General features: G+C 72.0%; 22 protein-coding genes. 18 read left to right on the forward strand and 4 right to left on the reverse strand.

What is annotated here, in order from left to right:
- Nucleotides 1–3: 3 nt before the first annotated feature.
- From ACFW6A_RS18505 to nuoN, 13 genes are all read left to right on the forward strand, one after another.
- Entirely contained in the window at nt 4–558 is a 555-nt protein-coding gene (locus tag ACFW6A_RS18505; RefSeq protein WP_351844686.1) for an NADH-quinone oxidoreductase subunit B family protein, read from the forward strand.
- Between the two features lie 88 nt (nt 559–646).
- Nucleotides 647–1378, forward strand: a complete 732-nt coding sequence (locus ACFW6A_RS18510; protein ID WP_386476322.1) for an NADH-quinone oxidoreductase subunit C — start codon at nt 647–649, stop codon at nt 1376–1378.
- Complete coding sequence (locus ACFW6A_RS18515; protein ID WP_351844690.1) at nt 1375–2697, forward strand: NADH-quinone oxidoreductase subunit D; 1323 nt, start codon at nt 1375–1377, stop codon at nt 2695–2697. Before ACFW6A_RS18510 ends, ACFW6A_RS18515 begins: the two co-directional genes overlap by 4 nt.
- Nucleotides 2694–3449, forward strand: a complete 756-nt coding sequence (gene nuoE / locus ACFW6A_RS18520; RefSeq protein WP_351844692.1) for an NADH-quinone oxidoreductase subunit NuoE — start codon at nt 2694–2696, stop codon at nt 3447–3449. The genes ACFW6A_RS18515 and nuoE overlap by 4 nt, the downstream gene beginning before the upstream one ends.
- Entirely contained in the window at nt 3449–4798 is a 1350-nt protein-coding gene (gene nuoF / locus ACFW6A_RS18525) for an NADH-quinone oxidoreductase subunit NuoF (protein WP_351844861.1), read from the forward strand. The genes nuoE and nuoF overlap by 1 nt, the downstream gene beginning before the upstream one ends.
- Nucleotides 4795–7275: an NADH-quinone oxidoreductase subunit G gene (locus ACFW6A_RS18530; protein ID WP_386641492.1), complete on the forward strand. Its 2481-nt coding sequence runs from the start codon at nt 4795–4797 to the stop codon at nt 7273–7275. The genes nuoF and ACFW6A_RS18530 overlap by 4 nt, the downstream gene beginning before the upstream one ends.
- Before the next feature lie 29 nt (nt 7276–7304).
- Nucleotides 7305–8627, forward strand: coding sequence for an NADH-quinone oxidoreductase subunit NuoH (nuoH, locus tag ACFW6A_RS18535; protein ID WP_351844863.1), 1323 nt, complete (start codon nt 7305–7307; stop codon nt 8625–8627).
- The gene (gene nuoI, locus ACFW6A_RS18540) at nt 8620–9237 is read left to right on the forward strand and encodes an NADH-quinone oxidoreductase subunit NuoI (protein WP_351844696.1); all 618 of its coding nucleotides are present in this window, start codon (nt 8620–8622) and stop codon (nt 9235–9237) included. Before nuoH ends, nuoI begins: the two co-directional genes overlap by 8 nt.
- Nucleotides 9234–10070, forward strand: a complete 837-nt coding sequence (locus ACFW6A_RS18545; protein ID WP_351844698.1) for an NADH-quinone oxidoreductase subunit J — start codon at nt 9234–9236, stop codon at nt 10068–10070. The genes nuoI and ACFW6A_RS18545 overlap by 4 nt, the downstream gene beginning before the upstream one ends.
- Nucleotides 10067–10366 (forward strand): NADH-quinone oxidoreductase subunit NuoK, encoded by a 300-nt coding sequence (gene nuoK / locus ACFW6A_RS18550; protein WP_043227770.1) that lies wholly within the window; start codon nt 10067–10069, stop codon nt 10364–10366. The genes ACFW6A_RS18545 and nuoK overlap by 4 nt, the downstream gene beginning before the upstream one ends.
- A gap of 11 nt (nt 10367–10377) precedes the next feature.
- Nucleotides 10378–12270, forward strand: coding sequence for an NADH-quinone oxidoreductase subunit L (gene nuoL / locus ACFW6A_RS18555; RefSeq protein WP_351844700.1), 1893 nt, complete (start codon nt 10378–10380; stop codon nt 12268–12270).
- Between the two features lie 5 nt (nt 12271–12275).
- Nucleotides 12276–13862, forward strand: coding sequence for an NADH-quinone oxidoreductase subunit M (locus ACFW6A_RS18560; RefSeq protein WP_351844702.1), 1587 nt, complete (start codon nt 12276–12278; stop codon nt 13860–13862).
- Nucleotides 13859–15508: an NADH-quinone oxidoreductase subunit NuoN gene (gene nuoN, locus ACFW6A_RS18565; RefSeq protein WP_351844704.1), complete on the forward strand. Its 1650-nt coding sequence runs from the start codon at nt 13859–13861 to the stop codon at nt 15506–15508. Before ACFW6A_RS18560 ends, nuoN begins: the two co-directional genes overlap by 4 nt.
- A 60-nt stretch (nt 15509–15568) precedes the next feature.
- On the opposite strand, the gene ACFW6A_RS18570 is transcribed toward nuoN, so the two are convergent.
- Entirely contained in the window at nt 15569–16129 is a 561-nt protein-coding gene (locus tag ACFW6A_RS18570; protein WP_351844706.1) for a hypothetical protein, read from the reverse strand.
- A gap of 254 nt (nt 16130–16383) precedes the next feature.
- On the opposite strand from ACFW6A_RS18570, the gene ACFW6A_RS18575 reads away from it, so the two are divergent.
- The 3 genes from ACFW6A_RS18575 to ACFW6A_RS18585 all read left to right on the forward strand — a co-directional run bounded on the left by ACFW6A_RS18575 (nt 16384) and on the right by ACFW6A_RS18585 (nt 18701).
- The gene (locus tag ACFW6A_RS18575) at nt 16384–16851 is read left to right on the forward strand and encodes a PH domain-containing protein (RefSeq protein ID WP_351844708.1); all 468 of its coding nucleotides are present in this window, start codon (nt 16384–16386) and stop codon (nt 16849–16851) included.
- Between the two features lie 67 nt (nt 16852–16918).
- Nucleotides 16919–17836: a helix-turn-helix domain-containing protein gene (locus ACFW6A_RS18580; protein ID WP_386641495.1), complete on the forward strand. Its 918-nt coding sequence runs from the start codon at nt 16919–16921 to the stop codon at nt 17834–17836.
- Between the two features lie 40 nt (nt 17837–17876).
- Nucleotides 17877–18701: a carbohydrate-binding protein gene (locus ACFW6A_RS18585; protein ID WP_386641498.1), complete on the forward strand. Its 825-nt coding sequence runs from the start codon at nt 17877–17879 to the stop codon at nt 18699–18701.
- Here the strand turns inward: ACFW6A_RS18585 and fahA are convergent, their stop codons facing one another.
- Complete coding sequence (gene fahA / locus ACFW6A_RS18590; RefSeq protein ID WP_351844714.1) at nt 18702–19931, reverse strand: fumarylacetoacetase; 1230 nt, start codon at nt 19929–19931, stop codon at nt 18702–18704.
- 285 nt (nt 19932–20216) lie between these two features.
- Between fahA and ACFW6A_RS18595 the strand changes: the two genes are divergently transcribed.
- On the forward strand, nt 20217–21620 hold the full coding sequence (locus ACFW6A_RS18595) for a hypothetical protein (RefSeq protein WP_351844716.1): 1404 nt from the start codon (nt 20217–20219) through the stop codon (nt 21618–21620).
- Between the two features lie 33 nt (nt 21621–21653).
- On the opposite strand, the gene ACFW6A_RS18600 is transcribed toward ACFW6A_RS18595, so the two are convergent.
- Both ACFW6A_RS18600 and ACFW6A_RS18605 read right to left on the reverse strand, forming a co-directional pair.
- Nucleotides 21654–23654 (reverse strand): CocE/NonD family hydrolase, encoded by a 2001-nt coding sequence (locus tag ACFW6A_RS18600; RefSeq protein WP_386641502.1) that lies wholly within the window; start codon nt 23652–23654, stop codon nt 21654–21656.
- A gap of 9 nt (nt 23655–23663) precedes the next feature.
- The gene (locus ACFW6A_RS18605) at nt 23664–25169 is read right to left on the reverse strand and encodes a peptide MFS transporter (protein WP_351844720.1); all 1506 of its coding nucleotides are present in this window, start codon (nt 25167–25169) and stop codon (nt 23664–23666) included.
- 218 nt (nt 25170–25387) lie between these two features.
- Here ACFW6A_RS18605 and ACFW6A_RS18610 point away from each other — a divergent pair, with 218 nt between their 5' ends.
- Nucleotides 25388–26398 carry a polyprenyl synthetase family protein gene (locus ACFW6A_RS18610; RefSeq protein ID WP_351844722.1) on the forward strand — a complete coding sequence of 337 codons (1011 nt, stop codon included), beginning with the start codon at nt 25388–25390 and terminating at the stop codon, nt 26396–26398.
- Nucleotides 26399–26448 lie beyond the last annotated feature (50 nt).

Genomic DNA, 26448 nt, shown 5'->3' on the forward strand with positions numbered 1-26448 from the left:
CCCATGGGACTCGAAGAGAAGCTGCCCAGCGGTTTCCTGCTGACCACCGTCGAGCAGGCCGCGGGCTGGGTCCGGAAGGCGTCCGTCTTCCCCGCGACCTTCGGCCTCGCCTGCTGCGCCATCGAGATGATGACGACCGGCGCCGGCCGCTACGACCTCGCCCGCTTCGGCATGGAGGTCTTCCGCGGCTCGCCGCGCCAGGCCGACCTCATGATCGTCGCCGGCCGGGTCAGCCAGAAGATGGCCCCCGTCCTGCGGCAGGTCTACGACCAGATGCCCAACCCCAAGTGGGTCATCTCCATGGGCGTCTGCGCCTCGTCGGGCGGGATGTTCAACAACTACGCGATCGTGCAGGGCGTCGACCACATCGTGCCGGTCGACATCTACCTGCCCGGCTGCCCGCCCCGCCCGGAGATGCTGGTGGACGCGATCCTCAAGCTCCACCAGAAGATCCAGGGCTCCAAGCTCGGCGTGAACGCCGAGGAGGCGGCCCGCGAGGCGGAGGAGGCCGCGCTCAAGGCGCTGCCGACCATCGAGATGAAGGGTCTGCTGCGGTGACCGACGCACGCGCGGCCACCGGGCCGCAGCCGACGACGAAAGCCGCGCCATCGCGCCGCGCGGGCGGAGAAGGGAACGGGACGACACGATGAGCGACGAAACCCCGAACCCCGAGAAGGAGCTGAGCGAGCAGAACCTGCCCGGTCAGCGCGGCGAGCACGGGGAGGAGGTACGGCTCCAGCGCGGCATGTTCGGCGCGAACAACGGCGGCGACACCTCCGGCTACGGCGGCCTCGTCCGCTCCATCCGCCTCCCCGGCGCGGCCGCCCGCCCCTACGGCGGGTGGTTCGACGAGGTCGCCGACGAACTCGAAGGCGCCCTGGAGGAGCAGGGACTCGTCCCCGGCAACGCCATCGAGAAGACGGTCGTCGACCGCGGCGAGCTCACCTTCCACATCGAGCGCGAGCACCTCGTCCGGGTCGCCCGCACGCTGCGCGACGACCCGGCGCTCCGCTTCGAGCTCTGTACCGGCGTCTCCGGCGTCCACTACCCGGGCGACAAGGGACGCGAGCTGCACGCCGTCTACCACCTGCGCTCGCTCACCCACGGCCGGCTGATCCGGCTGGAGGTCTCGGCCCCCGACCACGACCCGCGGATCCCCTCGCTGACCGCCGTCTACCCGACGAACGACTGGCACGAGCGCGAGACCTACGACTTTTTCGGAATCGTCTTCGAAGGCCACCAGGCCCTCACCCGGATCATGATGCCGGACGACTGGCAGGGCCACCCGCAGCGCAAGGACTATCCGCTCGGCGGCATCGCCGTCGAGTACAAGGGCGCCCAGATCCCGGCTCCGGACCAGCGGAGGTCGTACTCGTGAACAGCACAGCATCCGGCCCCCGCGACACGACCGAGGGTGCCGTCTACACGGTCACCGGCGGCGACTGGGACGAGGTCGTCCGGTCCGCGGCCAAGGCCGACGACGAGCGGATCGTCGTCAACATGGGCCCCCAGCACCCGTCCACCCACGGCGTGCTCCGGCTCATCCTGGAGATCGACGGCGAGACCGTCACCGAGGCCCGCTGCGGCATCGGCTACCTCCACACCGGCATCGAGAAGAACCTCGAGTACCGGACCTGGACGCAGGGCACCACCTTCGTCACGCGCATGGACTACCTCACCTCGTTCTACAACGAGACGGCGTACTGCCTCGGCGTGGAGAAGCTGCTCGGCATCACCGACGACGTCCCGGACAGGGCCAGCGTCATCCGGGTCCTCCTCATGGAGCTGAACCGGCTCTCCTCGCACCTGGTGTGCATCGCCACCGGCGGCATGGAGCTCGGCGCCACCACGATCATGATCTACGGCTTCCGGGACCGCGAGATGATCCTGGACCTGTACGAGCTGATCACCGGCCTGCGCATGAACCACGCCTACATCCGGCCCGGCGGCCTCGCCCAGGACCTCCCGCCCGGCGGCGCCGACGCCGTGCGCGAGTTCGTGAAGACCATGAAGAAGAACCTGCCGGAGTACGACAAGCTCGCCACCGGCAACCCCATCTTCAAGGCCCGCATGCAGGACGTCGGCCACCTCGACCTCACCGGCTGCATGGCCCTCGGCGCCACCGGACCGATCCTCCGGTCGGCGGGCCTCCCGCACGACCTGCGGAAGACCGACCCGTACTGCGGCTACGAGGACTACGACTTCGAGGTCCCCACCGCCGACACCTGCGACGCCTACGGCCGCTTCCTCATCCGCCTGGAGGAGATGCGCCAGTCGCTGCGGATCGTCGAGCAGTGCCTCGACCGGCTGGAGCCCGGCCCGGTCATGGTCGGCGACAAGAAGATCGCCTGGCCCGCGCAGCTCGCCCTCGGCCCCGACGGCCTCGGCAACTCGCTCGACCACATCAAGAAGATCATGGGCACCTCCATGGAGGCCCTGATCCACCACTTCAAGCTGGTCACCGAGGGCTTCCGGGTCCCGGCAGGCCAGGCCTACGCGGCCGTCGAGTCCCCCAAGGGCGAACTCGGCGTGCACGTCGTCTCCGACGGCGGCACCCGCCCCTTCCGGGTCCACTTCCGCGACCCGTCCTTCACCAACCTCCAGGCCATGGCCGCGATGTGCGAGGGCGGCCAGGTCGCCGACGTCATCGTCGCCGTCGCCTCCATCGACCCCGTGATGGGAGGCGTCGACCGATGACAGAGACCCCGACGAGCGGCAACGTCAGCCTCGGGATGCCCCAGCTTCCCGCCCCCGCCTACCCGGACGACGTCCGGGCCCGGCTGGAGGAGGACGCGAAGGCGATCATCGACCGCTACCCCGGCTCCCGCTCCGCGCTCCTGCCGATGCTGCACCTCGTGCAGTCGGAGGAGGGCCACGTCACCCGGACCGGCATGGCCTTCTGCGCCGACATGCTCGGCCTGACCACCGCCGAGGTCACCGCCGTCGCCACCTTCTACACCATGTACCGCCGCAAGCCGTCCGGCGACTACCAGGTCGGCGTCTGCACCAACACCCTCTGCGCGGTCATGGGCGGCGACGCCATCTTCGAGGAGCTCAAGGAGCACCTCGGCGTCGGCAACAACGAGACCACCGAGGACGGGAAGGTCACCCTCGAGCACATCGAGTGCAACGCGGCCTGCGACTTCGCGCCCGTCGTGATGGTCAACTGGGAGTTCTTCGACAACCAGACCCCCGAGTCGGCCAAGAAGATGGTCGACGACCTGCGCGCGGGCCGCACCGTCGAACCCACCCGCGGCGCCCCCCTCTGCACCTTCAAGGAGACCGCCCGCATCCTCGCCGGCTTCCCCGACGAGCGCCCCGGCGCCGTCGCGGCCACCGGCGGCGCGGGCCCCGCCTCCCTCGTCGGCCTCCGCCTGGCCAAGGGCGAGGCCCCCCACACCCGAATCGTCCACCCGCGCGGCGAGGCAGCCGGTCAGGAGGGAGCGTGATGACGTTGGCGGCCGAGATCGATTCCAGCAGCCCCGAGAAGCTGCTCTCCCCGGTGCTCTCCGCGTTCTGGGACCAGCCGGACTCCTGGACCCTGGAGACCTACGAACGCCACGAGGGCTACCGGGGCCTGCGCAAGGCCCTCGCGATGAGCCCCGACGACCTCATCGCCTACGTGAAGGACTCCGGCCTCCGCGGACGCGGCGGCGCCGGCTTCCCCACCGGCATGAAGTGGCAGTTCATCCCGCAGGGCGACGGCAAACCGCACTACCTCGTCGTCAACGCCGACGAGTCCGAGCCCGGCACCTGCAAGGACATCCCCCTCCTCTTCGCCAACCCGCACTCCCTCATCGAGGGCATCGTGATCGCCTGCTACGCGATCCGCTCGAACCACGCCTTCATCTACCTGCGCGGCGAGGTCGTCCCCGTCCTGCGCCGCCTCCACGAGGCGGTCCGCGAGGCCTACCGGGCCGGCTACCTCGGCACGAACGTCCTCGGCAGCGGGCTCGACGTCGAGCTCACCGTGCACGCCGGCGCCGGCGCGTACATCTGCGGCGAGGAGACCGCCCTCCTCGACTCCCTCGAAGGCCGCCGCGGGCAGCCCCGGCTGCGGCCCCCCTTCCCCGCGGTCGCCGGCCTGTACGCCTGCCCCACCGTGGTGAACAACGTCGAGTCCATCGCCTCCGTTCCCGCGATCCTCAACCGCGGCAAGGAGTGGTTCACCTCGATGGGCAGCGAGAAGTCCCCGGGCTTCACGCTCTACTCGCTCTCCGGGCACGTCGCCTCGCCCGGCCAGTACGAGGCCCCCCTCGGCATCACCCTGCGCCAGCTCCTCGACATGAGCGGCGGGATGCGGCCCGGGCACCGGCTCAAGTTCTGGACCCCCGGCGGCTCCTCCACCCCGATGTTCACCGACGAGCACCTGGACGTGCCGCTCGACTACGAGGGCGTCGGCGCCGCCGGCTCCATGCTCGGCACCAAGGCCCTCCAGTGCTTCGACGAGACCACCTGCGTCGTGCGGGCCGTCACCCGCTGGACCGAGTTCTACGCCCACGAGTCCTGCGGCAAGTGCACCCCCTGCCGCGAGGGCACCTACTGGCTCGTCCAGCTGCTCCGCGACATCGAGGCCGGCAAGGGCGTCATGTCCGACCTCGACAAGCTCAACGACATCGCCGACAACATCAACGGCAAGTCGTTCTGCGCCCTCGGCGACGGCGCCGCCTCGCCGATCTTCTCCTCGCTGAAGTACTTCCGCGAGGAGTACGAGCAGCACATCACGGGCAAGGGCTGCCCCTTCGACCCGGCCAAGTCGACCGCCTGGGCGGACAACCACAAGGAGGTGACGGCATGACGGTCACCACGGCCGGCCCGTCCGGCGGCGGAACCCCGGCGGTACCCCCGGAGGACCTGGTCACGCTGACCATCGACGGCGCCGAGATCTCCGTCCCCAAGGGGACCCTGGTCATCCGCGCCGCCGAACAGCTCGGCATCGAGATCCCCCGCTTCTGCGACCACCCCCTCCTCGACCCCGCCGGCGCCTGCCGCCAGTGCATCGTCGAGGTCGAGGGCCAGCGCAAGCCGATGGCCTCCTGCACCATCACCTGCACCGACGGCATGGTCGTCAGGTCGCAGCTGACCAGCCCGGTCGCCGAGAAGGCCCAGCACGGCGTGATGGAGCTGCTGCTCATCAACCACCCGCTGGACTGCCCGGTCTGCGACAAGGGCGGCGAGTGCCCGCTCCAGAACCAGGCCATGTCCCACGGGCAGGCCGAGTCCCGCTTCGAGGGCGTCAAGCGGACCTACGAGAAGCCGGTGCCGATCTCCACCCAGGTGCTGCTCGACCGCGAGCGGTGCGTGCTCTGCGCCCGCTGCACCCGCTTCTCCAACCAGGTCGCCGGCGACCCGATGATCGAACTCGTCGAGCGCGGCGCCCTCCAGCAGGTCGGCACCGGCGAGGGCGACCCCTTCGAGTCGTACTTCTCCGGCAACACCATCCAGATCTGCCCGGTCGGCGCCCTCACCTCGGCCGCCTACCGCTTCCGCTCCCGCCCCTTCGACCTGGTGTCCTCGCCCTCGGTGTGCGAGCACTGCGCCGGCGGCTGCGCCACCCGCACCGACCACCGGCGCGGCAAGGTCATGCGCCGCCTCGCGCAGGACGACCCCGAGGTCAACGAGGAGTGGATCTGCGACAAGGGCCGGTTCGGCTTCCGGTACGCGCAGCAGCGCGACCGGCTGACGACCCCCCTCGTGCGCAACGCCGCCGGCGTCCTCGAACCGGCCTCCTGGCCCGAGGCCCTGGAGGCCGCCGCCCGCGGGCTCGTCCGCGGCCGCACCGGCGTCCTCGCCGGCGGCCGGCTCACCGTCGAGGACGCCTACGCCTACGCCAAGTTCGCCCGCGTCGCCCTCCACACCAACGACGTCGACTTCCGGGCCCGGGTCCACTCCGGCGAGGAGGCTGACTTCCTCGCCTCGCACGTCGCCGGACGCGGACGGGACCTGGACGGCAGCGGGGTCACGTACACCTCGCTCGAAGCCGCGCCGATGGTGCTGCTCGTCGGCCTGGAGTCCGAGGAGGAGGCCCCCGGCGTCTTCCTGCGGCTCCGCAAGGCCTGGCGCAAGCACGGGCAGAAGACGTACGCGATCGCCACCCACGCCACCCGCGGCCTGGAGAAGGCCGGCGGCACACTGCTGCCCGCCGCCCCCGGCACCGAGACCGAGTGGCTCGACGCCCTCACCTCCCGCGTCGGCCTCGACTCCACCGGCTGGGCCGCCTCCGAGGAACTCCGCCGCGAGGGCGCCGTCATCGCCGTCGGCGAGCGGCTCGCCGCCGTGCCCGGCGCGCTCACCGCCGCCCTGCGGGCCTCCGCCGCCACCGGCGCCCGGCTCGTCTGGATCCCCCGCCGGGCCGGCGAGCGCGGCGCGGTCGAGGCCGGCGCGCTGCCGAGCCTGCTGCCCGGAGGCCGGCCCGCGACCGACCCCCGCGCCCGGGAGGAGGTCGCCGCCGCCTGGGGCGTCCGCGAACTCCCGCACGGCTACGGCCGCGACACCGGCCAGATCGTCGAGGCGGCCGCCTCCGGCGAACTCGCCGGACTCCTCGTCGGCGGCGTCGCCGTCGACGACCTCCCGGACCCGGCACGCGCGCGCGAAGCCCTCGACGCGGCCTTCGTCGTCTCCCTCGAACTGCGCCCCGGCGCGGTCACCGAGCGCGCCGACGTCGTCCTGCCGGTCGCCGCCGTCGCCGAGAAGGCCGGCACCTTCCTCAACTGGGAGGGCCGCGCCCGGATGTTCGAGGCCGCGCTCAAGCCCGAGCAGATGACCCGCCCGCTCGCCCCGACCGACGCGCGCGTGCTCCACATGCTCGCCGACGCCATGGACACCCACCTCGCCCTGCCCGACCTCAAGTCGGCCCGGCGCGAGCTGGACCGGCTCGGCCGCCGGTCCGGGGAGCGGGCCTCCGAGCCCACCGCCCACGCGGTCCCGGCCCCCCGGCCCGGCGACGGCGAGGCCGTCCTCGCCGGACACCGGCTGCTGCTCGACCTCGGACGGCTCCAGGAGGGCGACACCGCCCTGGCCGGCACCCGCCACGCGGCGGTCGCCCGGCTCTCCGCCGGCACCGCCGCCGACACCGGCGTCAAGGACGGCGACCTGCTCGAGGTCACCGGCCCCGCCGGCGCCGTCGCCTTCCCGCTCCGGGTCACCGAGATGCCCGACCGGGTCGTCTGGCTCCCCCTGAACTCGGCCGGCCGCGGCGTCCTCGCCGACACCGGCGCCCGCCCGGGCGACGTGGTCCGCATCGGCCCGGCCACCCCGAAGGAGGTGCAGGCGTGAACACGCCCCTCGCAGCCGAGGACCTGTCCATGTTCGGGACGGACCCCTGGTGGCTCGTCGCGGTCAAGGCCGTCTTCTGCTTCGCGTTCCTGATGGTCACCGTGCTCTTCTCCATCGTGTGGGAGCGCAAGGTCGTCGCCTGGATGCAGCTGCGCATCGGCCCCAACCGGCACGGCCCCTGGGGCCTCCTCCAGTCCCTCGCGGACGGCATCAAGCTGATGCTCAAGGAGGACGTGATCGTCAAGCGGGCCGACAAGGTCGTCTACGTCCTGGCCCCGATCGTCGCCGCGATCCCCGCCTTCATGGCGATCGCCGTGATCCCCTTCGGCCCGGCCGGCAACGAGGTGTCGATCTTCGGCCAGCGCACCACGATGCAGCTCACCGACCTGCCGATCGCGATGCTCTACATCCTCGCGGTCGCCTCCGTCGGCATCTACGGCATCGTGCTCGCCGGCTGGTCCTCCGGCTCCACGTACCCGCTCCTCGGCGGACTGCGCTCCTGCGCCCAGATGATCTCGTACGAGATCGCCATGGGCGCGGCCTTCGCCTCCGTCTTCCTCTACTCCGGCTCGATGTCGACCTCGGCGATCGTCGAGGCCCAGCAGGACCGCTGGTTCGTCGTGCTGCTGCCGGTCTCCTTCCTCATCTACATCGTGACGATGGTGGGCGAGACCAACCGCGCCCCCTTCGACATGCCGGAGTCCGAGGGCGACCTCGTCGGCGGCTTCAACACCGAGTACTCCTCCATCAAGTTCGCGATGTTCATGCTCGCCGAGTACGTGAACATGGTGACGGTCTCCGCCGTGTCGGTGACCCTCTTCCTGGGCGGCTGGCGGGCCCCGTACCCGGTCTCCGCCTTCTGGGAGGGCGCCAACCACGGCTGGTGGCCGATGCTGTGGTTCGTCCTCAAGGTGCAGCTGCTGCTCTTCTTCTTCATCTGGCTCCGCGGCACCCTGCCCCGGGTCCGCTACGACCAGCTGATGAAGCTCGGCTGGAAGGTGCTCATCCCGGTCTCCGTGGTCTGGCTGATGCTGGTCGCCACCGTCCGGGCGCTGCGCAACGAGAACATCGCCTTCACCAACATCGTGCTGTACGTGGCCGGCGCGGTCCTGGTGGTGCTGCTGCTCTCCTTCCTGGCCGACTTCTACCGCGACCGGAAGAAGGAGGAGCCGGCGGCCGCGGCCGAGCGGGCCTTCGACCCGATGGCCGGCGGCTTCCCCGTACCGCCCAAGCCCGGACAGACCCTGCCGCCCGTGCCCCGGCGCAGGTCCCGACACCAGCGGGACCTCGTTGTCAGTGGTGGCCCCGATACCGCTACCGAGAGTGATGAGAGGGGGACGGATCGTGTCTGACTTCCAGAATCCGGTGGCCGGCTTCGGCGTGACCTTCAAGGCCATGTTCAAGAAGCGGCTGACCGAGCAGTACCCGGAGCAGAAGAAGACGACGGCACCCCGCTTCCACGGCCGCCACCAGCTCAACCGCCACCCGGACGGCCTGGAGAAGTGCGTCGGCTGCGAGCTGTGCGCCTGGGCCTGTCCCGCCGACGCCATCTACGTGGAGGGCGCGGACAACACGGACGAGGAGCGCTACTCGCCGGGCGAGCGGTACGGCCGCGTCTACCAGATCAACTACGCCCGCTGCATCCTGTGCGGGCTGTGCATCGAGGCGTGCCCCACCCGCGCGCTCACGATGACGAACGAGTTCGAGCTGGCCGACTCCTCCCGCGAGAACCTGATCTACACCAAGGAGCAGCTGCTCGCGGGCCTCGACGAGCGGATGGTCGACACCCCGCACGCGATCTTCCCCGGCATGACCGAACAGGACTACTACCGGGGCCTGGTCACCGAGGCGGCGCCCGGCACCGAGCGCCAGGCCGCCGTCTCCAAGGGCGAGGGCCCGCAGGAGGGCGAGTCGACCTCCGGGGAGAACGAGCCCGCGTCGGGGAAGGTGATCGGCCGATGAGCGCGCTCGCGGCCTACGCCACCTCCACCGGCGAGGCGTTCCAGTTCTGGGTGCTCGGCACCGTCGCCGTCGTCGGCGCGCTGTGCACCATCCTCATGAGGAAGGCCGTGCACTCGGCCCTGTGCCTGGCCGGCACGATGATCGTCCTCGCGGTCTTCTACCTGGCCAACGGCGCGTACTTCCTCGGCATCGTCCAGATCGTCGTCTACACCGGCGCGATCATGATGCTCTTCCTCTTCGTCGTCATGCTGGTCGGCGTCACGGCCGCGGACTCGCTGAAGGAGACCATCAAGGGCCAGCGCTGGTGGGCCGCCGCCTGCGGCCTCGGCTTCGGCGTCCTGCTCTTCGCCGGGATCGGGAACGCGGCCCTGACCGAGTTCACCGGCCTCGGCGCGGCGAACGCGGCCCACGGGGGGAACGTGGAGGGCCTGGCGGCCCTCATCTTCACCAAGTACGTCTTCGCCTTCGAGATCACCGGCGCCCTGCTGATCACCGCGTCCGTCGGCGCGATGCTCCTCACCCACCGGGAGCGCACCGAGCGGGCCAGGACCCAGCGCGAGCTGGCCGAGCAGCGCGTGCGCGAGGGCAAGCACCTGCCGCCGCTGCCCGCCCCCGGCGTCTACGCCCGGCACAACGCGGTGGACGTGCCGGGCCTGCTGCCCGACGGCACCCCGTCCGAGCTCACCGTCATCTCCACCCTGCGCAAGCGGGGCCAGGTGCGGGACGTGTCGGGCGAGGCGCTGGCCGACCTCAAGGCCCTGGAGCAGCGCTCCTCGGAGCGGCTCGGACGCGACCGGGACGACGCCCGTGACGGAGAGGAGGCCACGCGGTGAACCCCGTCAACTATCTCTACCTCGCCGCCCTGCTGTTCACCATCGGTGCGGTCGGGGTGCTGATCCGGCGGAACGCGATCGTGGTCTTCATGTGCGTGGAGCTGATGCTGAACGCCTGCAACCTCGCGTTCGTCACCTTCTCCCGCATGCACGGCAACCTCGACGGCCAGATCATCGCCTTCTTCACGATGGTCGTGGCCGCCGCGGAGGTCGTCGTCGGGCTCGCGATCATCGTGTCCGTCTTCCGATCCCGCCACTCGGCCTCGGTCGACGACGCCAGCCTGATGAAGCTGTGAGGGGCTGAACCGTGGACAACCTGATTGCGCTGCTCATCGCGGCGCCCCTGCTCGGAGCGGCCGTCCTGCTGTGCGGCGGCCGCCGGCTCGACAGGACCGGGCACTGGCTCGGCACGCTCCTCGCGGCCGTCTCCTTCGCCCTCGGCCTCGCCCTCTTCGCCGACATGCTCGGCAAGGGCGCCGAGGACCGGGCGATGCACCAGCACCTGTTCACCTGGATCCCCGTCGAGGGCTTCCAGGCGGACATCGCCTTCCAGCTCGACCAGCTGTCGATGACCTTCGTCCTGCTGATCACCGGCGTGGGCACCCTCATCCACGTGTACTCGATCGGGTACATGGAGCACGACGAGCGGCGCCGCCGCTTCTTCGGCTACCTGAACCTGTTCGTCGCGGCGATGCTGCTGCTCGTCCTCGCCGACAACTACCTGCTGCTGTACTTCGGCTGGGAGGGCGTCGGCCTCGCCTCGTACCTCCTGATCGGCTTCTGGCAGCACAAGCCCAGCGCGGCCACCGCCGCGAAGAAGGCCTTCCTGGTCAACCGGGTCGGCGACATGGGCCTGTCGATCGCGATCATGCTGATGTTCACCACCTTCGGCACCTTCGCCTTCGGCCCGGTCCTCGCGTCGGCGGGGGAGACCTCGGAGGGCAAGCTGACGGCGATCGGCCTGATGCTGCTCCTCGCGGCCTGCGGCAAGTCGGCCCAGGTGCCGCTGCAGTCCTGGCTCGGTGACGCGATGGAGGGCCCGACCCCGGTCTCGGCCCTCATCCACGCCGCCACCATGGTCACCGCCGGCGTCTACCTGATCGTCCGCTCCGCCGACATCTTCAACGCGGCGCCGGACGCGCAGCTCGTCGTCACCATCGTCGGCGCGGTCACGCTGCTCTTCGGTGCGATCGTCGGTTGCGCGAAGGACGACATCAAGAAGGCCCTCGCCGGATCCACGATGTCGCAGATCGGTTACATGATCCTGGCGGCCGGCCTGGGCCCCATCGGCTACGTCTTCGCGATCATGCACCTGGTCACGCACGGCTTCTTCAAGGCCGGGCTGTTCCTCGGCGCCGGTTCGGTCATGCACGGCATGAACGACGAGGTCGACATGCGGAAGTACGGCGGCCTCAGGAAGTACATGCCGGTCACCTTCGTCACCTTCGGCCTCGGCTACCTCGCCATCATCGGCTTCCCGGGCCTGTCCGGCTTCTTCTCCAAGGACAAGATCATCGAGGCGGCCTTCGCCAAGGGCGGCACCGAGGGCTGGATCCTCGGCGCGGTCACCCTGCTCGGCGCCGCCATCACCGCGTACTACATGACCCGCGTGATGCTGATGACCTTCTTCGGCGAGAAGCGCTGGCAGCCGGACGCGGACGGCAACCCGCCGCACCCGCACGAGTCCCCGAAGTCCATGGTGATCCCCATGGTCCTGCTGGCCGTCGGCTCGGTCGCCGGAGGCGCCGTCTTCGAGCTCACCGGCTTCGTCGAGTGGCTGGAGCCGGTCACCGGCTACGCCCACGGCCACCCGCCGATCAGCGCCGCCGCCGTCACCGCCGCCACCGTCGCCGTCATGGTGATCGGCGTCGGCCTGGCCTACCTCCAGTACGGCCGCCGCCCGGTGCCGGTGGTCGCCCCGCGCGGCTCGCTGCTCACCCGGGCCGCCCGCCGCGACCTGCTCCAGGACGACTTCAACCACGCCGTCTTCGTCACCGGCGGCACCCACCTGACCCGCTCGCTCGTCTACGTCGACCACAGCCTCGTGGACGGCGTGGTCAACGGCACGGCGGCGGGCGTCGGCGGGCTCTCCGGCCGGCTGCGCAAGCTGCAGAACGGCCACGTCCGCTCGTACGCGGTCTCCATGTTCGGCGGTACGGCGGTCCTCATCGCCGCGACCCTGCTGATGAGGGCGGTGTAACTGCTATGTCCTTCCCGCTCCTGACGGCGACGGCAGCGGTACCGGCGGTCGGTGCGATCCTCACCGCCGCCGTGCCCGCCGCCCGCCGCACCACCGCCAAGTGGCTGGCGCTGCTGGTCTCGCTGGCCACGCTGGTGCTCGCCGGGATCGTCTTCGCCCGCTTCGAGCCGGGCGGCGACCGCTACCAGCTGGTCGAGTCCCACTCCTGGATCCGGGACTTCGGCGTCCGGTACGAGCTGGGCGTCGACGGCATCGGGGTGGCGCTGATCGCGCTGACCGCGCTGCTGATCCCCTTCGTCATCCTGGCCGGGTGGCACGACGCCGACCCCCTGGAGACGCAGTCCAAGCGGTGGCGCCCGACCCAGGGCTTCTTCGCCCTGATCCTCATGGTCGAGGCGATGGTGATCCTCTCCTTCGAGGCCACCGACGTCTTCCTCTTCTACATCCTCTTCGAAGCCATGCTCATCCCGATGTACTTCCTCATCGGCGGCTTCGGCGACCGCGCCCACAGCGGCACCGACGAGAACGCGGCGGCCCAGCGGTCGTACGCGGCGGTGAAGTTCCTGCTCTACAACCTGGTCGGCGGCCTGATCATGCTGGCCGCGGTCATCGGCCTCTACGTGGTCGCCGGGAACTTCTCCCTCACCGAAATCGCCGAGGCGCGGGCGAACGGCTCGCTGGAGATGGCGTCCTCCACCGAGAAGTGGCTCTTCCTCGGCTTCTTCTTCGCCTTCGCGGTGAAGGCGCCGCTGTGGCCGCTGCACACCTGGCTGCCGAACGCGATGGGGGAGGCGACCGCCCCGGTCGCCGTCCTCATCACCGCGGTCGTCGACAAGGTCGGCACCTTCGCGATGCTCCGCTTCTGCCTCGGCCTCTTCCCCGAGGCGTCGAAGTGGGCCACCCCCGCGATCGTCGTCCTCGCCCTCGTCAGCATCGTGTACGGCGCGCTGGTCGCCGTCGGCCAGCGGGACATCAAGCGGCTGGTCGCCTACGCGTCGATCTCCCACTTCGGCTTCATCATCCTGGGCATCTTCGCGATGACCAGCCAGGGCCAGTCGGGCGCCACGCTCTACATGGTCAACCACGGCATCTCCACCGCCGCCCTGATGCTGGTCGCCGGCTTCCTGATCTCCCGGCGCGGCTCGCGGCTCATCGCCGACTACGGCGGCGTGCAGAAGGTCGCCCCGGTCCTCGCCGGCACCTTCCTGATCGGCGGGCTCGCGACGCTGTCGCTGCCCGGACTCGCCCCGTTCGTCAGCGAGTTCCTGGTCCTGGTCGGCACCTTCGCCCGCTACCCGGTGGCCGGGATCGTCGCCACCACCGGCATCGTCCTCGCCGCGCTGTACGTCCTCGTCCTCTACCAGCGGACGATGACGGGCCCGGTGAAGGAGGAGGTGCGGTCGATGCCCGACCTGCGGCCGCGCGAGCTGGCCGTGGTCGCCCCGCTCATCGCCGTCCTGCTCTTCCTCGGCGTCTTCCCGAAGCCGCTGACCGACGTGGTGAACCCCGCCGTCCGGCACACCATGTCGGACGTCCAGCGGACCGACCCCCAGCCCGAAGTTCCCGTCCAGAACGTGGAGGCGGCCAAGTGAACGCCCTCGCTGTCCACAGCCTGTGGACGACGGCCGCCGAGCCGCTGAACAAGATCCCGGCACCGAAGATCGAGTACACCCAGCTCGCGCCGGTGCTCATCGTGGTCGGCGCGGCCGTCCTCGGCGTCCTCGTCGAGGCCTTCGTGCCCCGCAGGGGCCGCTACGCCTGCCAGGTCTTCCTGACGGTCCTGGCCCTCGCGGCCTCGTTCGCCGCCGTCGTCGGCCTCGCGGCCGGCGGCTACGGCACCACCAAGGCCCGCATCGCGGCCATGGGCGCCATCGCCGTCGACGGCCCCGCCCTGTTCCTCCAGGGCACGATCCTGCTCGCCTCGATCGTCGCCGTCCTCACCTTCGCCGAGCGCAGGCTCGACCCGGCCGACCATGGCCACAAGGTCGACTCCTTCGCCGCCGAGGCCGCCGCCGTCCCCGGCGGCGACCACGAGAAGGCCGCCGTCAAGGCCGGCTTCACCACCACCGAGGTCTTCCCGCTCGCGCTCTTCGCGATCGCCGGCATGCTGGTCTTCCCGGCCGCCAACGACCTCCTGACCCTCTTCATCGCCCTGGAGGTCTTCTCCCTCCCGCTGTACCTGCTCTGCGCCCTCGCCCGCCGCAAGCGGCTGATGTCGCAGGAGGCGGCCGTCAAGTACTTCCTGCTCGGCGCCTTCTCCTCGGCCTTCCTGCTCTTCGGGATCGCCCTGCTCTACGGCTACGCGGGCTCCGTCTCGTACGCCGCGATCGCGGACGTGGTCGACGGCGCGGTCGCCTCGGTGAACCCGGCGCTCGCCGACACGATGGGCAACGACGTCCTCCTCCTGATCGGCTTCGCCCTGCTCCTCACGGGCCTGCTCTTCAAGGTCGGCGCCGTCCCCTTCCACATGTGGACCCCGGACGTCTACCAGGGCGCCCCGACCCCGGTGACCGGCTTCATGGCCGCCGCCACCAAGGTCGCCGCCTTCGGCGCGCTGCTCCGCCTGCTGTACGTGGTGCTGCCCGGCCTCACCTGGGACTGGCGGCCGGTCATGTGGGGCGTCGCGATCGTCACGATGCTGGGCGGCGCGGTCGTCGCGATCACCCAGACCGACATCAAGCGCCTGCTGGCGTACTCGTCGATCGCGCACGCGGGCTTCCTGCTCGCCGGCGTCATCGCGGCGACGCCCAGCGGCATCTCGTCCGTCCTCTTCTACCTGGGCGCCTACTCCTTCGTGACGATCGGCGCCTTCGCCGTCGTCACCCTGGTGCGGGACGCGGGCGGAGAGGCCACCCACCTCTCCAAGTGGGCCGGCCTGGGCCGCCGTTCGCCCCTGGTCGCGGCCGTCTTCGCGGTCTTCCTCCTCGCCTTCGCCGGCATCCCGCTGACCTCCGGCTTCTCCGGGAAGTTCGCGGTCTTCAAGGCGGCGGCGGAGGGCGGCGCGGGCGCGCTGGTCGTGGTCGGCGTCCTCGCCTCGGCGGTGGCGGCCTTCTTCTACATCCGGGTGATCGTGCTGATGTTCTTCAGCGAGCCGAAGGCGGACGGCCCCACGGTCGCCGTGCCCTCGGCCCTGACCACCCTCGCCATCACCGCGGGCGTGGTCGTCACCCTGGTCCTCGGCCTCGCGCCGCAGTACTTCCTGGACCTGGCGGGCCAGGCGAGCGTCTTCGTCCGCTGACGCCCCACGGACAGGGCCCGGCTCGGGGGCGAGCCGGGCCCTTCCGCGTACCCGGCGCCCCTACGCCGGGCAGGGACCGCAGTGCACGGTGGGGTTGTACGGGGCGAAGACCCCGGACGGGTTCTCCTTGTAAATCCACGCGTGCAGCGAGTACACCTCTCCGAGGCCCGGGATCGGCTCCGGCCCGTCGAAGTCCCGGCCGAAGGCCCGCGGCACCGGCTGCCCGGTGTCCGGGACGACCCACTCCAGGGCGACCAGCTTCCGCTTCCCGCCGCCGTGCTCCTCCGCGTAGATCACGGCCGCGGGCCGCGTCGGGTCGGTGGAACCGATGTGGGCCGGATTCACGTAGTGGTACCCCATCCCGCCGAGGTTCGCCCCGCTGGTGTCCTCCACGCACACGTCGGTGCGCCGGAACCCGTCGGCGATCGCCTTCTCCTCGGACCGGTACTTCTTCGTCGCCTCGTACGTCCGGTACAGGTCCGGGTGCGGGAACCCGTGGTCCCCGCCGGCCACCGGGGCGACGGGCCCCGCCGAGACGGCCGGGGCGGCGGCCCCCAGGGCCAGCGCGACGGAGGCGGCGAGAGCGAGAGCGGCGCTGAGGGCGCGGGGACGTGCGGACATCACGGATGTGCTCCTCGTGTGGGGGAGGCGCCCGCGGGGCGCCGGGGGAAGGCCGGCCCCTCCCGGGGGCCCGCCGTGAGGAGCATCGAACGCCCCCACCCGACCCGCACCCGGAACTGACCCAGGGGAGTGGACACGCGGGGTGAGCGCAAGCCCGGGGCCAGGGGGCCGGGGGGCGGCTATCCTCGGCCGCAGCGGGCCGGGGGGCGCGTGCGCCCGCCGGAGGCGGAGCGAACCGGGGGAGGCGGAGGCCTGTGGAACGTGCCGAGTTCCTGAGGAGCCCGTGGAGCTGGCTGATCTTCGCCCTGGGGCTGTTGTCGTGCCTGACGGGGCTGGCCGGTGCGACCCGCGAGGACACGGACGCGGCCGGCGACTGGATCATGGTCGCCGTGTTCCTGGTCCCCGGCGGCTGGGTCCTCGTGACCGCTCCCTTCGCCGGCGTCCGGGTCGACGGCGGCGGCCTGCGGTACCGGGGCATGCTCAGGTGGACCGCCCTGCCCTGGAGCGAGATCGAATCCGTCGAGGCCGAGGTCGTCGGCGGCAACTCCCTGGTGGCGGAGGCGCCGTGCGTGCGGACCGGGGACGGCCGGACCCTGTCGCTGACCGTGCTGGCGGGGTACCAGGGAATGCGTACGGAAGCCAACAGCCGGGTCAGGGCACAGGTCCTCACGGTGCGGCGGATGCGCGCGTCCGCGCTCGCGCGCGGAGCGACGGAGTCCTGACAGGGGGCGGTCCGCGTGGGATCGTGGACGGGCCACATGGTCTGTACCTGTTGGGGGAGGGGATTCCGTGCGCGGGACGACCGTCTTACCCGGGCGGCCCTGTGCCGCGCCCCGGGACGGGGAGCCGCCGGTGCACCGGCTGGAGCTGCGGCTGCCGGACCAGGTGCCGTTCGCGGCCGGGGGGTTCGACGCGATGGGGCCGATGTCGCGGGCCGACTATCCGCACCGGCACACCTTCTACGAGATCGTGCACGTGGTGGAGGGGACGGGCGCGCACGTCATCGACGCCGAGCGCTACGACGTGCGGCCGGCGCAGCTCGGCGTGATCCTGCCCGGACAGGTGCACTGGTGGGAGGGGGTGCGGGGGCTGGAGGGCTCGCTGGTGCTGTTCACGCCGGAGTTCCTCGTCGACGGACCCGACGACCTCGGCCTGCTGCGACGGCTGGGGGAGCGGCCCTGGGTGGACCTCGACGGGGCGGCCCACGAGCGGACCTCGCTGCTGATGGGGGAGCTGGCGGAGGAGTACCGGAGCGGGGCGGACGGCTTCGCCGGGGTGCTGCGGTCGCTGCTGCACGTGCTGCTCGTGCGGGCCGCCCGGGTGCCGGGCGGGCGGGTGGTGGCGCCGTCGCAGGGGCTCGCCGGGGACTTCCTGCGGATCGTGGCCGAGGCCGGGGGCGGCGGGGTGTCCGTGCGGGAGTGCGCCGGGCGGCTCGGGGTGACGCCGGGGTACCTGAACGAGGTGGTGCGGGGAGCCACCGGGCGGACGCCCGCCGCGCTGCTGCGGGAGGCGCGGGTGCGGGAGGCGCAGCGGCTGCTGGTGGCGACCTCGCTGTCGGTGCGGCAGGTGGCGGCACGGGTGGGCTTCGACGATCCGGCGTACTTCTGCCGGTTCTTCCGGCGCGAGGTGGGGGCGAGCCCGGGGGGCTTTCGAAAACACCACGAGCGCCCTGTTCCGTCCATCGAAGCGGACGCCCCGCCCGCCTAGGTTCGTGCCGATCCCAGACCCCACCTGAGGAGCCAGGCACATGGAAAGCGAGAGCAACACCGGTACCGGGCACGTCTCACGGAAGACCGTGATGCGCGCCGCGCTCGCGGCCGGCATGGCCGCCCCCGCGGTTCTCATGGGCGTCCCCGCGCTCGCCCGCACGCTGACCGACGGCGGCACGCCGCTCGACCTCACGCCGGAGTGCGACGACGGCGACGACCTGACCCTGCCGCAGATGGAGGGCCCCTACTTCAAGCCCAACTCGCCGCTGCGCAGCAGCATGCCGGACGGCGCCGGGATCCGGCTGACCGTCAGCGGGTACGTGTTCGGGCGGGCCTGTCGTCCGGTGTCGGGGGTGCTGCTGGACTTCTGGCAGGCCGACGCCAACGGGGCGTACGACAACACCGGGTTCAAGTTCCGCGGCCACCAGTTCACCGGCGCCGACGGGTCGTTCAAGCTCACCACCATCGTCCCCGGGCTCTACCCGGGCCGAACCCGCCACCTCCACGTGAAGGTGCAAGCGCCGGGCCGGCCGATCCTCACGACCCAGCTGTACTTCCCGAACGAGCCCCGGAACAACACCGACACCATCTTCGACCCGCGGCTGCTCATGACCGTGCGGGACGCGGGCGGGGGACGCGAGGCCGCCTTCGACTTCGTCGTCGACGTGCCGCAGACCCCCGGCCCGACGCCCACCGGCACGCCCACCACCGCCCCGCCCGGCGGCACCTGGACCGCCGGACGGACGTACGCCGCCGGTGACCGGGTCACGTACGGCGGCGTGGGCTACGTGTGCCTCCAGGCCCACACCGCCATGGCCGGCTGGGAGCCGCCGAACGTGCCCGCGCTCTGGCGGGTGGGCTAGCTACGCCACCGCGGGGGCGATCCGGCCCCGGACCTCGCCCAGGCCCACCCGGGTGCCGTCCGGGCCGGGCGCCCACGCGGTCAGCACGACCTCGTCGCCGTCCTCCAGGAACGTCCGCTTCCCGCCGGAGAGTTCGAGGGCGTCGCGGCCGTTCCAGGTGAGTTCGAGGAGCGAGCCGCGCTGGCCCACCTCGGGGCCGGAGACCGTGCCGGAGCCGTACAGGTCGCCGGTGCGCAGGGAGGCGCCGTTCACCGTCATGTGCGCGAGCTGCTGCGCGGCCGTCCAGTACATGGTGGAGAACGGCGGCTCGGCCACCGTCTCGCCGTTGATCTCGACGGTGATCCGCACGTCGAAGCCGCCCGGGACCTCCTCCGCCGCGTCGTCCAGGTACGGCAGCAGGGGGAAGTCCCGGGCCGGCGGCGCGGTACGGGCCGCGTCCAGGGCCTCCAGGGGCGTCACCCACGCCGACACCGAGGTCTGGAAGGACTTGCCGAGGAAGGGGCCCAGCGGCACGTACTCCCACGCCTGCACGTCCCGCGCCGACCAGTCGTTCAGCAGCGTCAGGCCGAAGACGTGGTCCTCGAAGGCGCCGAGCGGCACCGGGCGGCCCAGCTCCGAGGGGGTGCCGACGAGGAAGCCGACCTCCGCCTCGATGTCCAGCTTCACCGACGGGCCGAAGACCGGCGCCGCGTCGGCGGGCGTCTTCCGCTGGCCCGAGGGGCGCACCACGTCCGTGCCGGAGACCACGACCGTGCCCGCGCGCCCGTGGTAGCCGATGGGCAGGTGCTTCCAGTTGGGCGTCAGCGGCTCGCCGTCGGGGCGGAAGATGCGGCCCACGTTGGTCGCGTGGTGCTCGCTGGCGTAGAAGTCGACGTAGTCGGCGACCTCGTACGGCAGGTGCAGCGTCACCGTGTCCAGCGGGTGCAGCAGCGGCTCGACGGCGGGGCGGTGGGCGGGGACCGTCACCCAGGCCGTCAGCGCGCGGCGGACGTCCCGCCAGGCGGTCCGCCCGGCGGCGAGCAGCGGGTTGAGGCTCGGCTGCGCGAGCAGGGAGGCGTACGGGGAGCCCAGCGCGTGTGCCGCGGCCCCCGCGTCCAGCACGTACCCGCCGATCCGGACGCCGAGCCGGCGGCGGCCGGGCTCGTCGGCCGTGGAGAAGACGCCGTACGGGAGGTTGTGCGGGCCGAAGGGGTCGCCCTCGGCCAGGTCGAGCGGGCTGTGCTCGGACATCGGTGCGTGCCTCGCTTTCGATGATGGGTGAGGGACACGTTACGGGGCGGGCCGCCGGGCGCGGATGACATGGATCACAGAGAAACCCGCAGGGAAGAGGGCAACTGCCCGGGTGATGGCGTTTTGGTCCCGCCGCGGTGTCCGTACCGCCTCCGAGCTGGGGAAACGGTCCCTGTCGCGGGGTCCGGGCGGGTCATACGATCACGGTGGTGCCGCCCCCGCGTGAGGACTGCCGCGGGCGCGCACCCCCCTTTCGCTCTTCCCTGACCAGGAAAAGGTCCGCACGTGAAGATTCGCCGCATGCTCGCGACCGCCGTCGCCGCCGCCGTCACGACCCCGGTCGTGTTCCTCTCCGCCGGGCCCGCCTTCGCGGACACCCCGAAGCCGACCGCCGCCACGGCCGCCCCGGACGCCTCCACCCGCGAGGCGCTGGAGAAGGCCGTCGCCGACGCGCGGACGAAGGTCGAGGAGCTGGAGAAGCAGCGCCGGGCCGTCGTGGCCGAGATCGACAAGTGGCACACGGACCCCGCCGCGATCGTCGACCCGGCCCTCATCGAGGCGCGCACCGCCGCCGAGGAGGCCGTCGGGAAGGCCACGACGGCCAAGGCCGCCGCGGACGGGGAGCTGGCCGCCGCCGAGGAGCGGCTGGAGAAGGCCGCCGAGGAGGACAAGGCGGCGGCCCGGCAGGACGTCGACGCGGCGAAGCGGGCCGCCGAGGAGGCCGCCGGCGTCCTGACCGCCGCGGAGGCCGAGCTGGAGACGGCCCGGCAGAACGCCATCACCGGTTTCATCGCCTTCATCCGCCGCGAGCTGAACCCGGTCGTCAAGCGGCTGGAGGACGCCGAGAAGGAACTCGCCGAGGCCGAGCAGGCCCTGGCGGACTTCGAGGAGAAGGAGGAGACGCCGGGCGAGGAGGAGACGCCGGACGAGGAGAAGCCGAAGCCGGGCGAGGGCGACGAGGACGACGAGGGCGAGGGGGACGACGAGGAGTGGGGGGAGTGCACCGAGGGCGGTCTCTCGGTCGCCCTCGACGGCCCCGCGTCCGTCACCGCCGGCACCAGCGCCGTCTTCTCCCTGACCGTCGGCAACACCTCCGGGGAGAAGCTGGACGACGTGAACGCGTACGTCCTCGCCGGCCTCGTCCCGAACTCCGCGAAGGCCCTGGAGGAGCTGGACGACGAGGACTTCGGCGACGCCGAGGCGTTCGTCCGCCACACGACGGTCGAGTGGTCCTCCGCCTCCCACCCGGAGTGGACGAAGCTGCGGATGCTGGAACTCGGCGCCATCGAACTCGGTGAGCTCGCCAAGGGCGGCGAGGCCGACGTGAAGCTGCGGCTGACCCTCGCCGCGGACGCGCCCGCCGGCGCCGGCGTCGTCTCGGTCTCCGGCGACTACGACACCGAGGACGGGGGCTGCGGCTACACCGAGGACGAGGAGGCCTACTTCGACGTCGTCGGGGCGGCGGCCGGCACCGGGTCGTCGCCGTCCCCCTCCCCGTCGGCCGCCACCTCCGCTCCCGCCCCCGCGCCGTCCTCGAACGGTGCCGCCCCGCAGGGCGGTCGCGGTGGTGAGCTCGCCGAGACCGGCTCCTCCGACGGCCTGCCGCTGGTCGGGGCCGCCGCCGGTGCCGCCCTCGTGCTCGGCGCGGGCGCCGTGTTCGCGGCCCGCCGGCGCCGGGCGAACGTCTAGGAACGCCTCCGCGATCCCCCGTACGGCCAGGGTTCAGCCCGCCGTGCGGGGGATCCGCTTCTCCCAGGTGCGGTGGAAGACGACCTCGCCGCCCTCCCGGCAGACGACCTCGTCGGAGGTGTGGAAGGCGTCCGCGTCGCAGGTGATCTCGGAGCGGGTCTCGATCCGGACGTCCCAGGCGAGTTCCGGGCGGTGGAGGCGGATGGTCCACTCGGAGCGGGTGCGGGCGGAGAGCGGGTCGTCCTCGGCGATGGTGTACGTCTCGACGGCGTCCTCGGTGAACTCCAGGCCGTCCGGGTAGACGCGGGTGCCGCCGTACTTCGGGTCGACCTGGAGGGTCCACTCGCCCTTGGCGACGTCGCGCAGGACCAGCCGTTCGGGCCTGGTCTCCTCCGGGGTGCGGGGGGAGGTCACGCCGAGCGGCGGAGACTGCTCGGGTGCCTCGAAGGACACGGAGTCGTCCGTACGGGCGCGGACCGGAAGGGTGAGGGAGGAGCCGGCGGGGTCGAGGGTGAAGCCGCCCGCGTCGGGCTGCGGCCAGATCCACGGCCAGTACGCGGAGGAGACGGCGAGCCGGACGCGGTGGCCGGGCGGGAAGGTGTGCCCGATGCCGTTCAGCTCGACGTCGTACGTCTCCCACTCGCCGGGCTGGGCGTCGACGGCCCGTTCGCGGCCGTAGCGGGCGGAGAGGTTGAGCGCGCCGCGGGTGACCAGGGTGGAGGAGCCGTCGGGGGCGATGTCGCAGAGCCGGGCGACGATCTGGCCGGTGGGCGCGGCCGCCCTCAGGTGGAGGCGGACGCCGGGGCGGCCCAGGATCTCGATCGGGTCGCCGTCCGGGGGGACGGCGAAGTCGAAGCAGGCCGAGTGGGCGTCCTCGTCGCGCTGGTCGGGGGGCAGGTCGGCGTCGTTCCCGAAGGGGAAGAAGCGGCCCGCGTCGATGCCGGTCTGCTGCGGCGAGTCGACGACCACGTGCTCGCCCTGGAAGGCGTACGGGACGGGGGTGACGTGCGGGGACGGCCAGGACGGGTCGGCGACCCAGCGGCCGGGCAGCTCCGCGTAGACGGTGGCGGGCGGGTGGGACTCGCTGATCCAGGAGCGGAGCAGCGGTTCGGCCATCACGTCGTTGTCGACGCCCTTGAGGTGGTGGTCCCACCAGCGGAGGGTCTCCTGGAGGAAGCCGATGGCGGGTCCCGGCGGCAGGCCGCGGTCGGGGTACTGGTGGGACCAGGGGCCGATGATGCCGCGGACCCGGTCCTGGGGGAGGTGTTCGGCGAGGCGCAGGACGGTGTCGCGGTACGGGTCGTGCCAGCCGCCGACGGCGAGGACGGCGCAGCGGACGGCCGTGTAGTCCTCGCAGACGCTGCCGTGGCGCCAGTAGTCGTCCCGGGTCTGGTGGGAGAGCCAGGTGTGGACGAAGGGTTCGACGGCCTCCAGGCGGTGCAGCCACCGCTCGCGCCACTCCTCGCCGGCGTACCGCGGGTCGGGCGGGCGGCAGACGAAGGCGAGCATGGTGGCGGCCCAGGCGTGCATGTCGACGCCGAGGACGGAGCCCCCCATGTAGTGGACGTCGTTGTCGTAGCGGTCGTCGGTGGAGCAGACGGTGACGATCGCCTTGAGGGGTTCGGGGGCGAGGGCGGCGATCTGGAGGCTGTTGAAGCCGCCCCAGGAGATGCCGAACATGCCGACGTTTCCGGTGCACCACGGCTGCTCGGCGAGCCAGTGGACGACGGCGACGCCGTCGGCGAGCTCGGTGGCGTCGTACTCGTCGCCGGGCAGGCCCTCGCTGTTGCCGTGGCCGCGGACGTCGACCCGGACGGAGGCGTAGCCGTGGCCCGCGTACCAGGGGTGGCGCTGCCAGTCGCGGGGCGCGGTCCAGTCGGTGAGCCGGTAGGGGAGGTACTCCAGGAGGGCGGGGACGGGCTCCTCGGTGAGCGGCCGCCACACGCGCGCGTACAGGAGGGTGCCGTCCGGCATCGGGATGCGGACGTCCTCGTACCGGGTCTCGTAGGGGAACTCGGTGCGGATCTTCGTCATCGGGTCACCTCAGTGGACGGGGTGCATCGTGCGGCGCAGCCAGGGCCCCAGGGCCATCACGCCGAGGCCGGCGGCGACGGCGATGGCGCCGTTGACGCCGAAGTAGGCGGGCTTGGAGACGTCGTCGTAGAGCTTCACGGTCTGGGCCTGGATGCCGTTGGCGAGGGCGAGGGAGAGGAACCAGAGCGACATGGTCTGGCTGGAGAACGCCTGGGGGGCGAGCTTGCTGGTGGCGGACATGCCGGAGGTCTCCAGGAGCACGTCGCCGAGGCCGAGGAGCAGGTAGGAGCCGACGATCCACCAGGCGGCCATCCGGTAGGTGTCGTCGGCGTGGCCCGAGGTCGGCAGGACCATGAGGAGGAAGGAGAGGCCGCCGAGGATCACGCCGAGGGCGATCTTGTGGGAGGCGTGCGGCTGCCGGTGGCCCATCCGGGCCCAGACGGCGGCCACCACGGGGGCCAGGGCGACCTCGAAGGCGCCGAGGGCGGAGGCGTACCAGCCGGCCGGGAAGTCGAAGCCGAGGATGGTCGTGCGGGCGTTGGTGGAGGCCAGCAGGATCATCGTGGAGTAGGCCTGGAAGAGGATGAAGTTGAAGACGACCGAGGCCAGGAACAGCACGACGTACGGCCTGAGGCGGCCGCGCTCCTCCGGGGTGACCCGGGGGCTGGTGAACATCACCCAGAAGTAGGCGACCGGGGCGATCACCGAGATCACGGTCAGCACGTCCACGAAGCGGTCCATGGTGAGCCGGCCCGTGAGCGCGAGCGCGGTGGCGGCGACCGCCACGGCGACCGCGCCGAGGACCATCAGCCGGACGGCCCGCCGCATGGCGTCGGGGGCCAGGGCGAACTCGGCGGAGTGCCTGCGGCCGGCCAGGTGACGGCGGCCGGCGACGTACTGGACCAGGCCGAAGGTCATGCCGATGGCGGCGGCGGAGAAGCCCCAGTGGTAGCCCTGGTGGTCGGCGAGCCAGCCGGTGACCAGCGGTCCGGCGAAGGCGCCGATGTTGATCGCCATGTAGTAGAGGGCGAAGCCGGCGTCGCGGCGGTCGTCGTCGGTGCGGTAGAGCTTGCCGACCATGGTGGCGACGTTCGGCTTGAGCAGGCCGGTGCCGGCGCTGATGAGGCCGAGGCCGGTCCAGGTCATGGCGGCGGTGGGCACCGCCATGGAGTAGTGGCCGCAGGCGATGAGGACGCCGCCCCACAGGACCGCGCGGTAGGAGCCGAGGACGCGGTCGGCGAGCCAGCCGCCGGCCACCGACACCAGGTAGACGAGGGTGCCGTAGGCGGCGGAGACGGAGGCGGCGGTGCCGGACGCCATGCCGAGGCCGCCGTCCGACACGCTCGCGGCGAAGTACAGGACGAGGATGGCCTGCATGCCGAGGAACGAGAACCGCTCCCAGACCTCCAGGCCCGAGAGCGCGAGCAGGCCGCGGGGGTGGCCCAGGAAGGCGTGGTCGTCCTCGGGGGGCGGCTGCTCGCCCTCCGGGGCCGGGTCGATCGCTGTTCGGGACAATTGGCGCACTCCATGTCGTATCAGCTGATCACGAACATACCGGGGGTGACGGGAAGGCGCCCACGGTGATCGAAACGTGACCGGATACGCTGGCTTGAGTGAATCCCGGCGACACATCGACAATCCGTGTGACCACGGCCACCGTGTGATCACCACCCGGACCGTGTGATCGTCGACATGTGATCGTCAGCAGGCGTCAGCAGACAGGAGACCCCCTCGTGACCGTCGTCGGGCCGTTCGGTCTTAGCGTGCGGGACCAGGCTCTTGAGGCCGATGTCCAGACGGGGTTGGCGGCCGTCGAGGCCGGCCTCCTCGACGCCACCAAGAGCGATGTCCCCTTCATCACCGAGGCCGCGCAGCACCTGGTGCTCGCCGGCGGCAAGCGGTTCCGCCCGCTGCTCGTGATGCTCGCCGCCCAGTTCGGCGACCCCTACGCGCCCGGCGTCGTGCCCGCGGCCGTGGTGGTCGAGCTCACCCACCTGGCCACGCTCTACCACGACGACGTCATGGACGAGGCGGCCGTGCGCCGGGGCGTGCCCAGCGCCAACAGCCGCTGGGGCAACTCGCTCGCCGTCCTCACGGGTGACTTCCTCTTCGCCCGCGCCTCGCACACCCTCGCGGACCTCGGCCCCGAGGCCGTCCGGATCCAGGCCGAGGCGTTCGAGCGGCTGGTCACCGGCCAGATCCTGGAGACCGCCGGCCCCATGGACGGCCGCGACCCCGTCGACCACTACCTCGACGTCCTCGGCGGCAAGACCGGCTCGCTCGTCGCCGTCTCCTGCCGCTTCGGCGCGATGATGTCCGGCGCCGACGAGTCCGTCGTCGACATCCTCACCCAGTACGGCGAGCGGCTCGGCGTCGCCTTCCAGCTCGCCGACGACGTCCTCGACATCGCCTCCGAGGGCCACGAGTCCGGCAAGACCCCCGGCACCGACCTCCGCGAGGGCGTCCCCACCCTGCCGGTCCTGCGCCTCCGGGCCGCCGCGGCCGCCCACGGCCGCCCCGAGGACCTGGAGCTGGTCGCCCTGGTCGACGGCGACCTCACCGACGACGCCCGGCACGCCGAGGTGCTCCGCCGGCTCCGCGTCCACCCCGCCCTGGAGCAGGCCCGCCGGGACACCGTGCGGTACGCGGAGGAGGCCCGGGCCATGCTGGCGCCGCTGCCCGAGGGCTACGCGAAGTCGGCCCTCCAGGAGCTGTGCGACGCGGTCGTGCACCGCGCGGGCTGACGCCCCCGGAGGCCGTCGGCCCCGGGGCCTGTCCGGCCGTTCCCGTCGGA

Origin of the sequence: Streptomyces sp. NPDC058758, from assembly GCF_042746075.1 — a bacterium.
Lineage (GTDB): Bacteria > Actinomycetota > Actinomycetes > Streptomycetales > Streptomycetaceae > Streptomyces.

Coding starts and splice junctions, on each gene's coding strand:
- fahA (WP_351844714.1), bottom strand. CDS start 19,931: ATGTCCGAGCACAGCCCGCTCGACCTGGCCGAGGGCGACCCCTTCGGC.
- ACFW6A_RS18600 (WP_386641502.1), bottom strand. CDS start 23,654: ATGACGAAGATCCGCACCGAGTTCCCCTACGAGACCCGGTACGAGGAC.
- ACFW6A_RS18530 (WP_386641492.1), top strand. CDS start 4,795: ATGACGGTCACCACGGCCGGCCCGTCCGGCGGCGGAACCCCGGCGGTA.
- ACFW6A_RS18510 (WP_386476322.1), top strand. CDS start 647: ATGAGCGACGAAACCCCGAACCCCGAGAAGGAGCTGAGCGAGCAGAAC.
- ACFW6A_RS18585 (WP_386641498.1), top strand. CDS start 17,877: ATGGAAAGCGAGAGCAACACCGGTACCGGGCACGTCTCACGGAAGACC.
- nuoH (WP_351844863.1), top strand. CDS start 7,305: ATGTTCGGGACGGACCCCTGGTGGCTCGTCGCGGTCAAGGCCGTCTTC.
- ACFW6A_RS18545 (WP_351844698.1), top strand. CDS start 9,234: ATGAGCGCGCTCGCGGCCTACGCCACCTCCACCGGCGAGGCGTTCCAG.
- ACFW6A_RS18505 (WP_351844686.1), top strand. CDS start 4: ATGGGACTCGAAGAGAAGCTGCCCAGCGGTTTCCTGCTGACCACCGTC.
- nuoE (WP_351844692.1), top strand. CDS start 2,694: ATGACAGAGACCCCGACGAGCGGCAACGTCAGCCTCGGGATGCCCCAG.
- nuoF (WP_351844861.1), top strand. CDS start 3,449: ATGACGTTGGCGGCCGAGATCGATTCCAGCAGCCCCGAGAAGCTGCTC.
- ACFW6A_RS18570 (WP_351844706.1), bottom strand. CDS start 16,129: ATGTCCGCACGTCCCCGCGCCCTCAGCGCCGCTCTCGCTCTCGCCGCC.
- ACFW6A_RS18560 (WP_351844702.1), top strand. CDS start 12,276: ATGTCCTTCCCGCTCCTGACGGCGACGGCAGCGGTACCGGCGGTCGGT.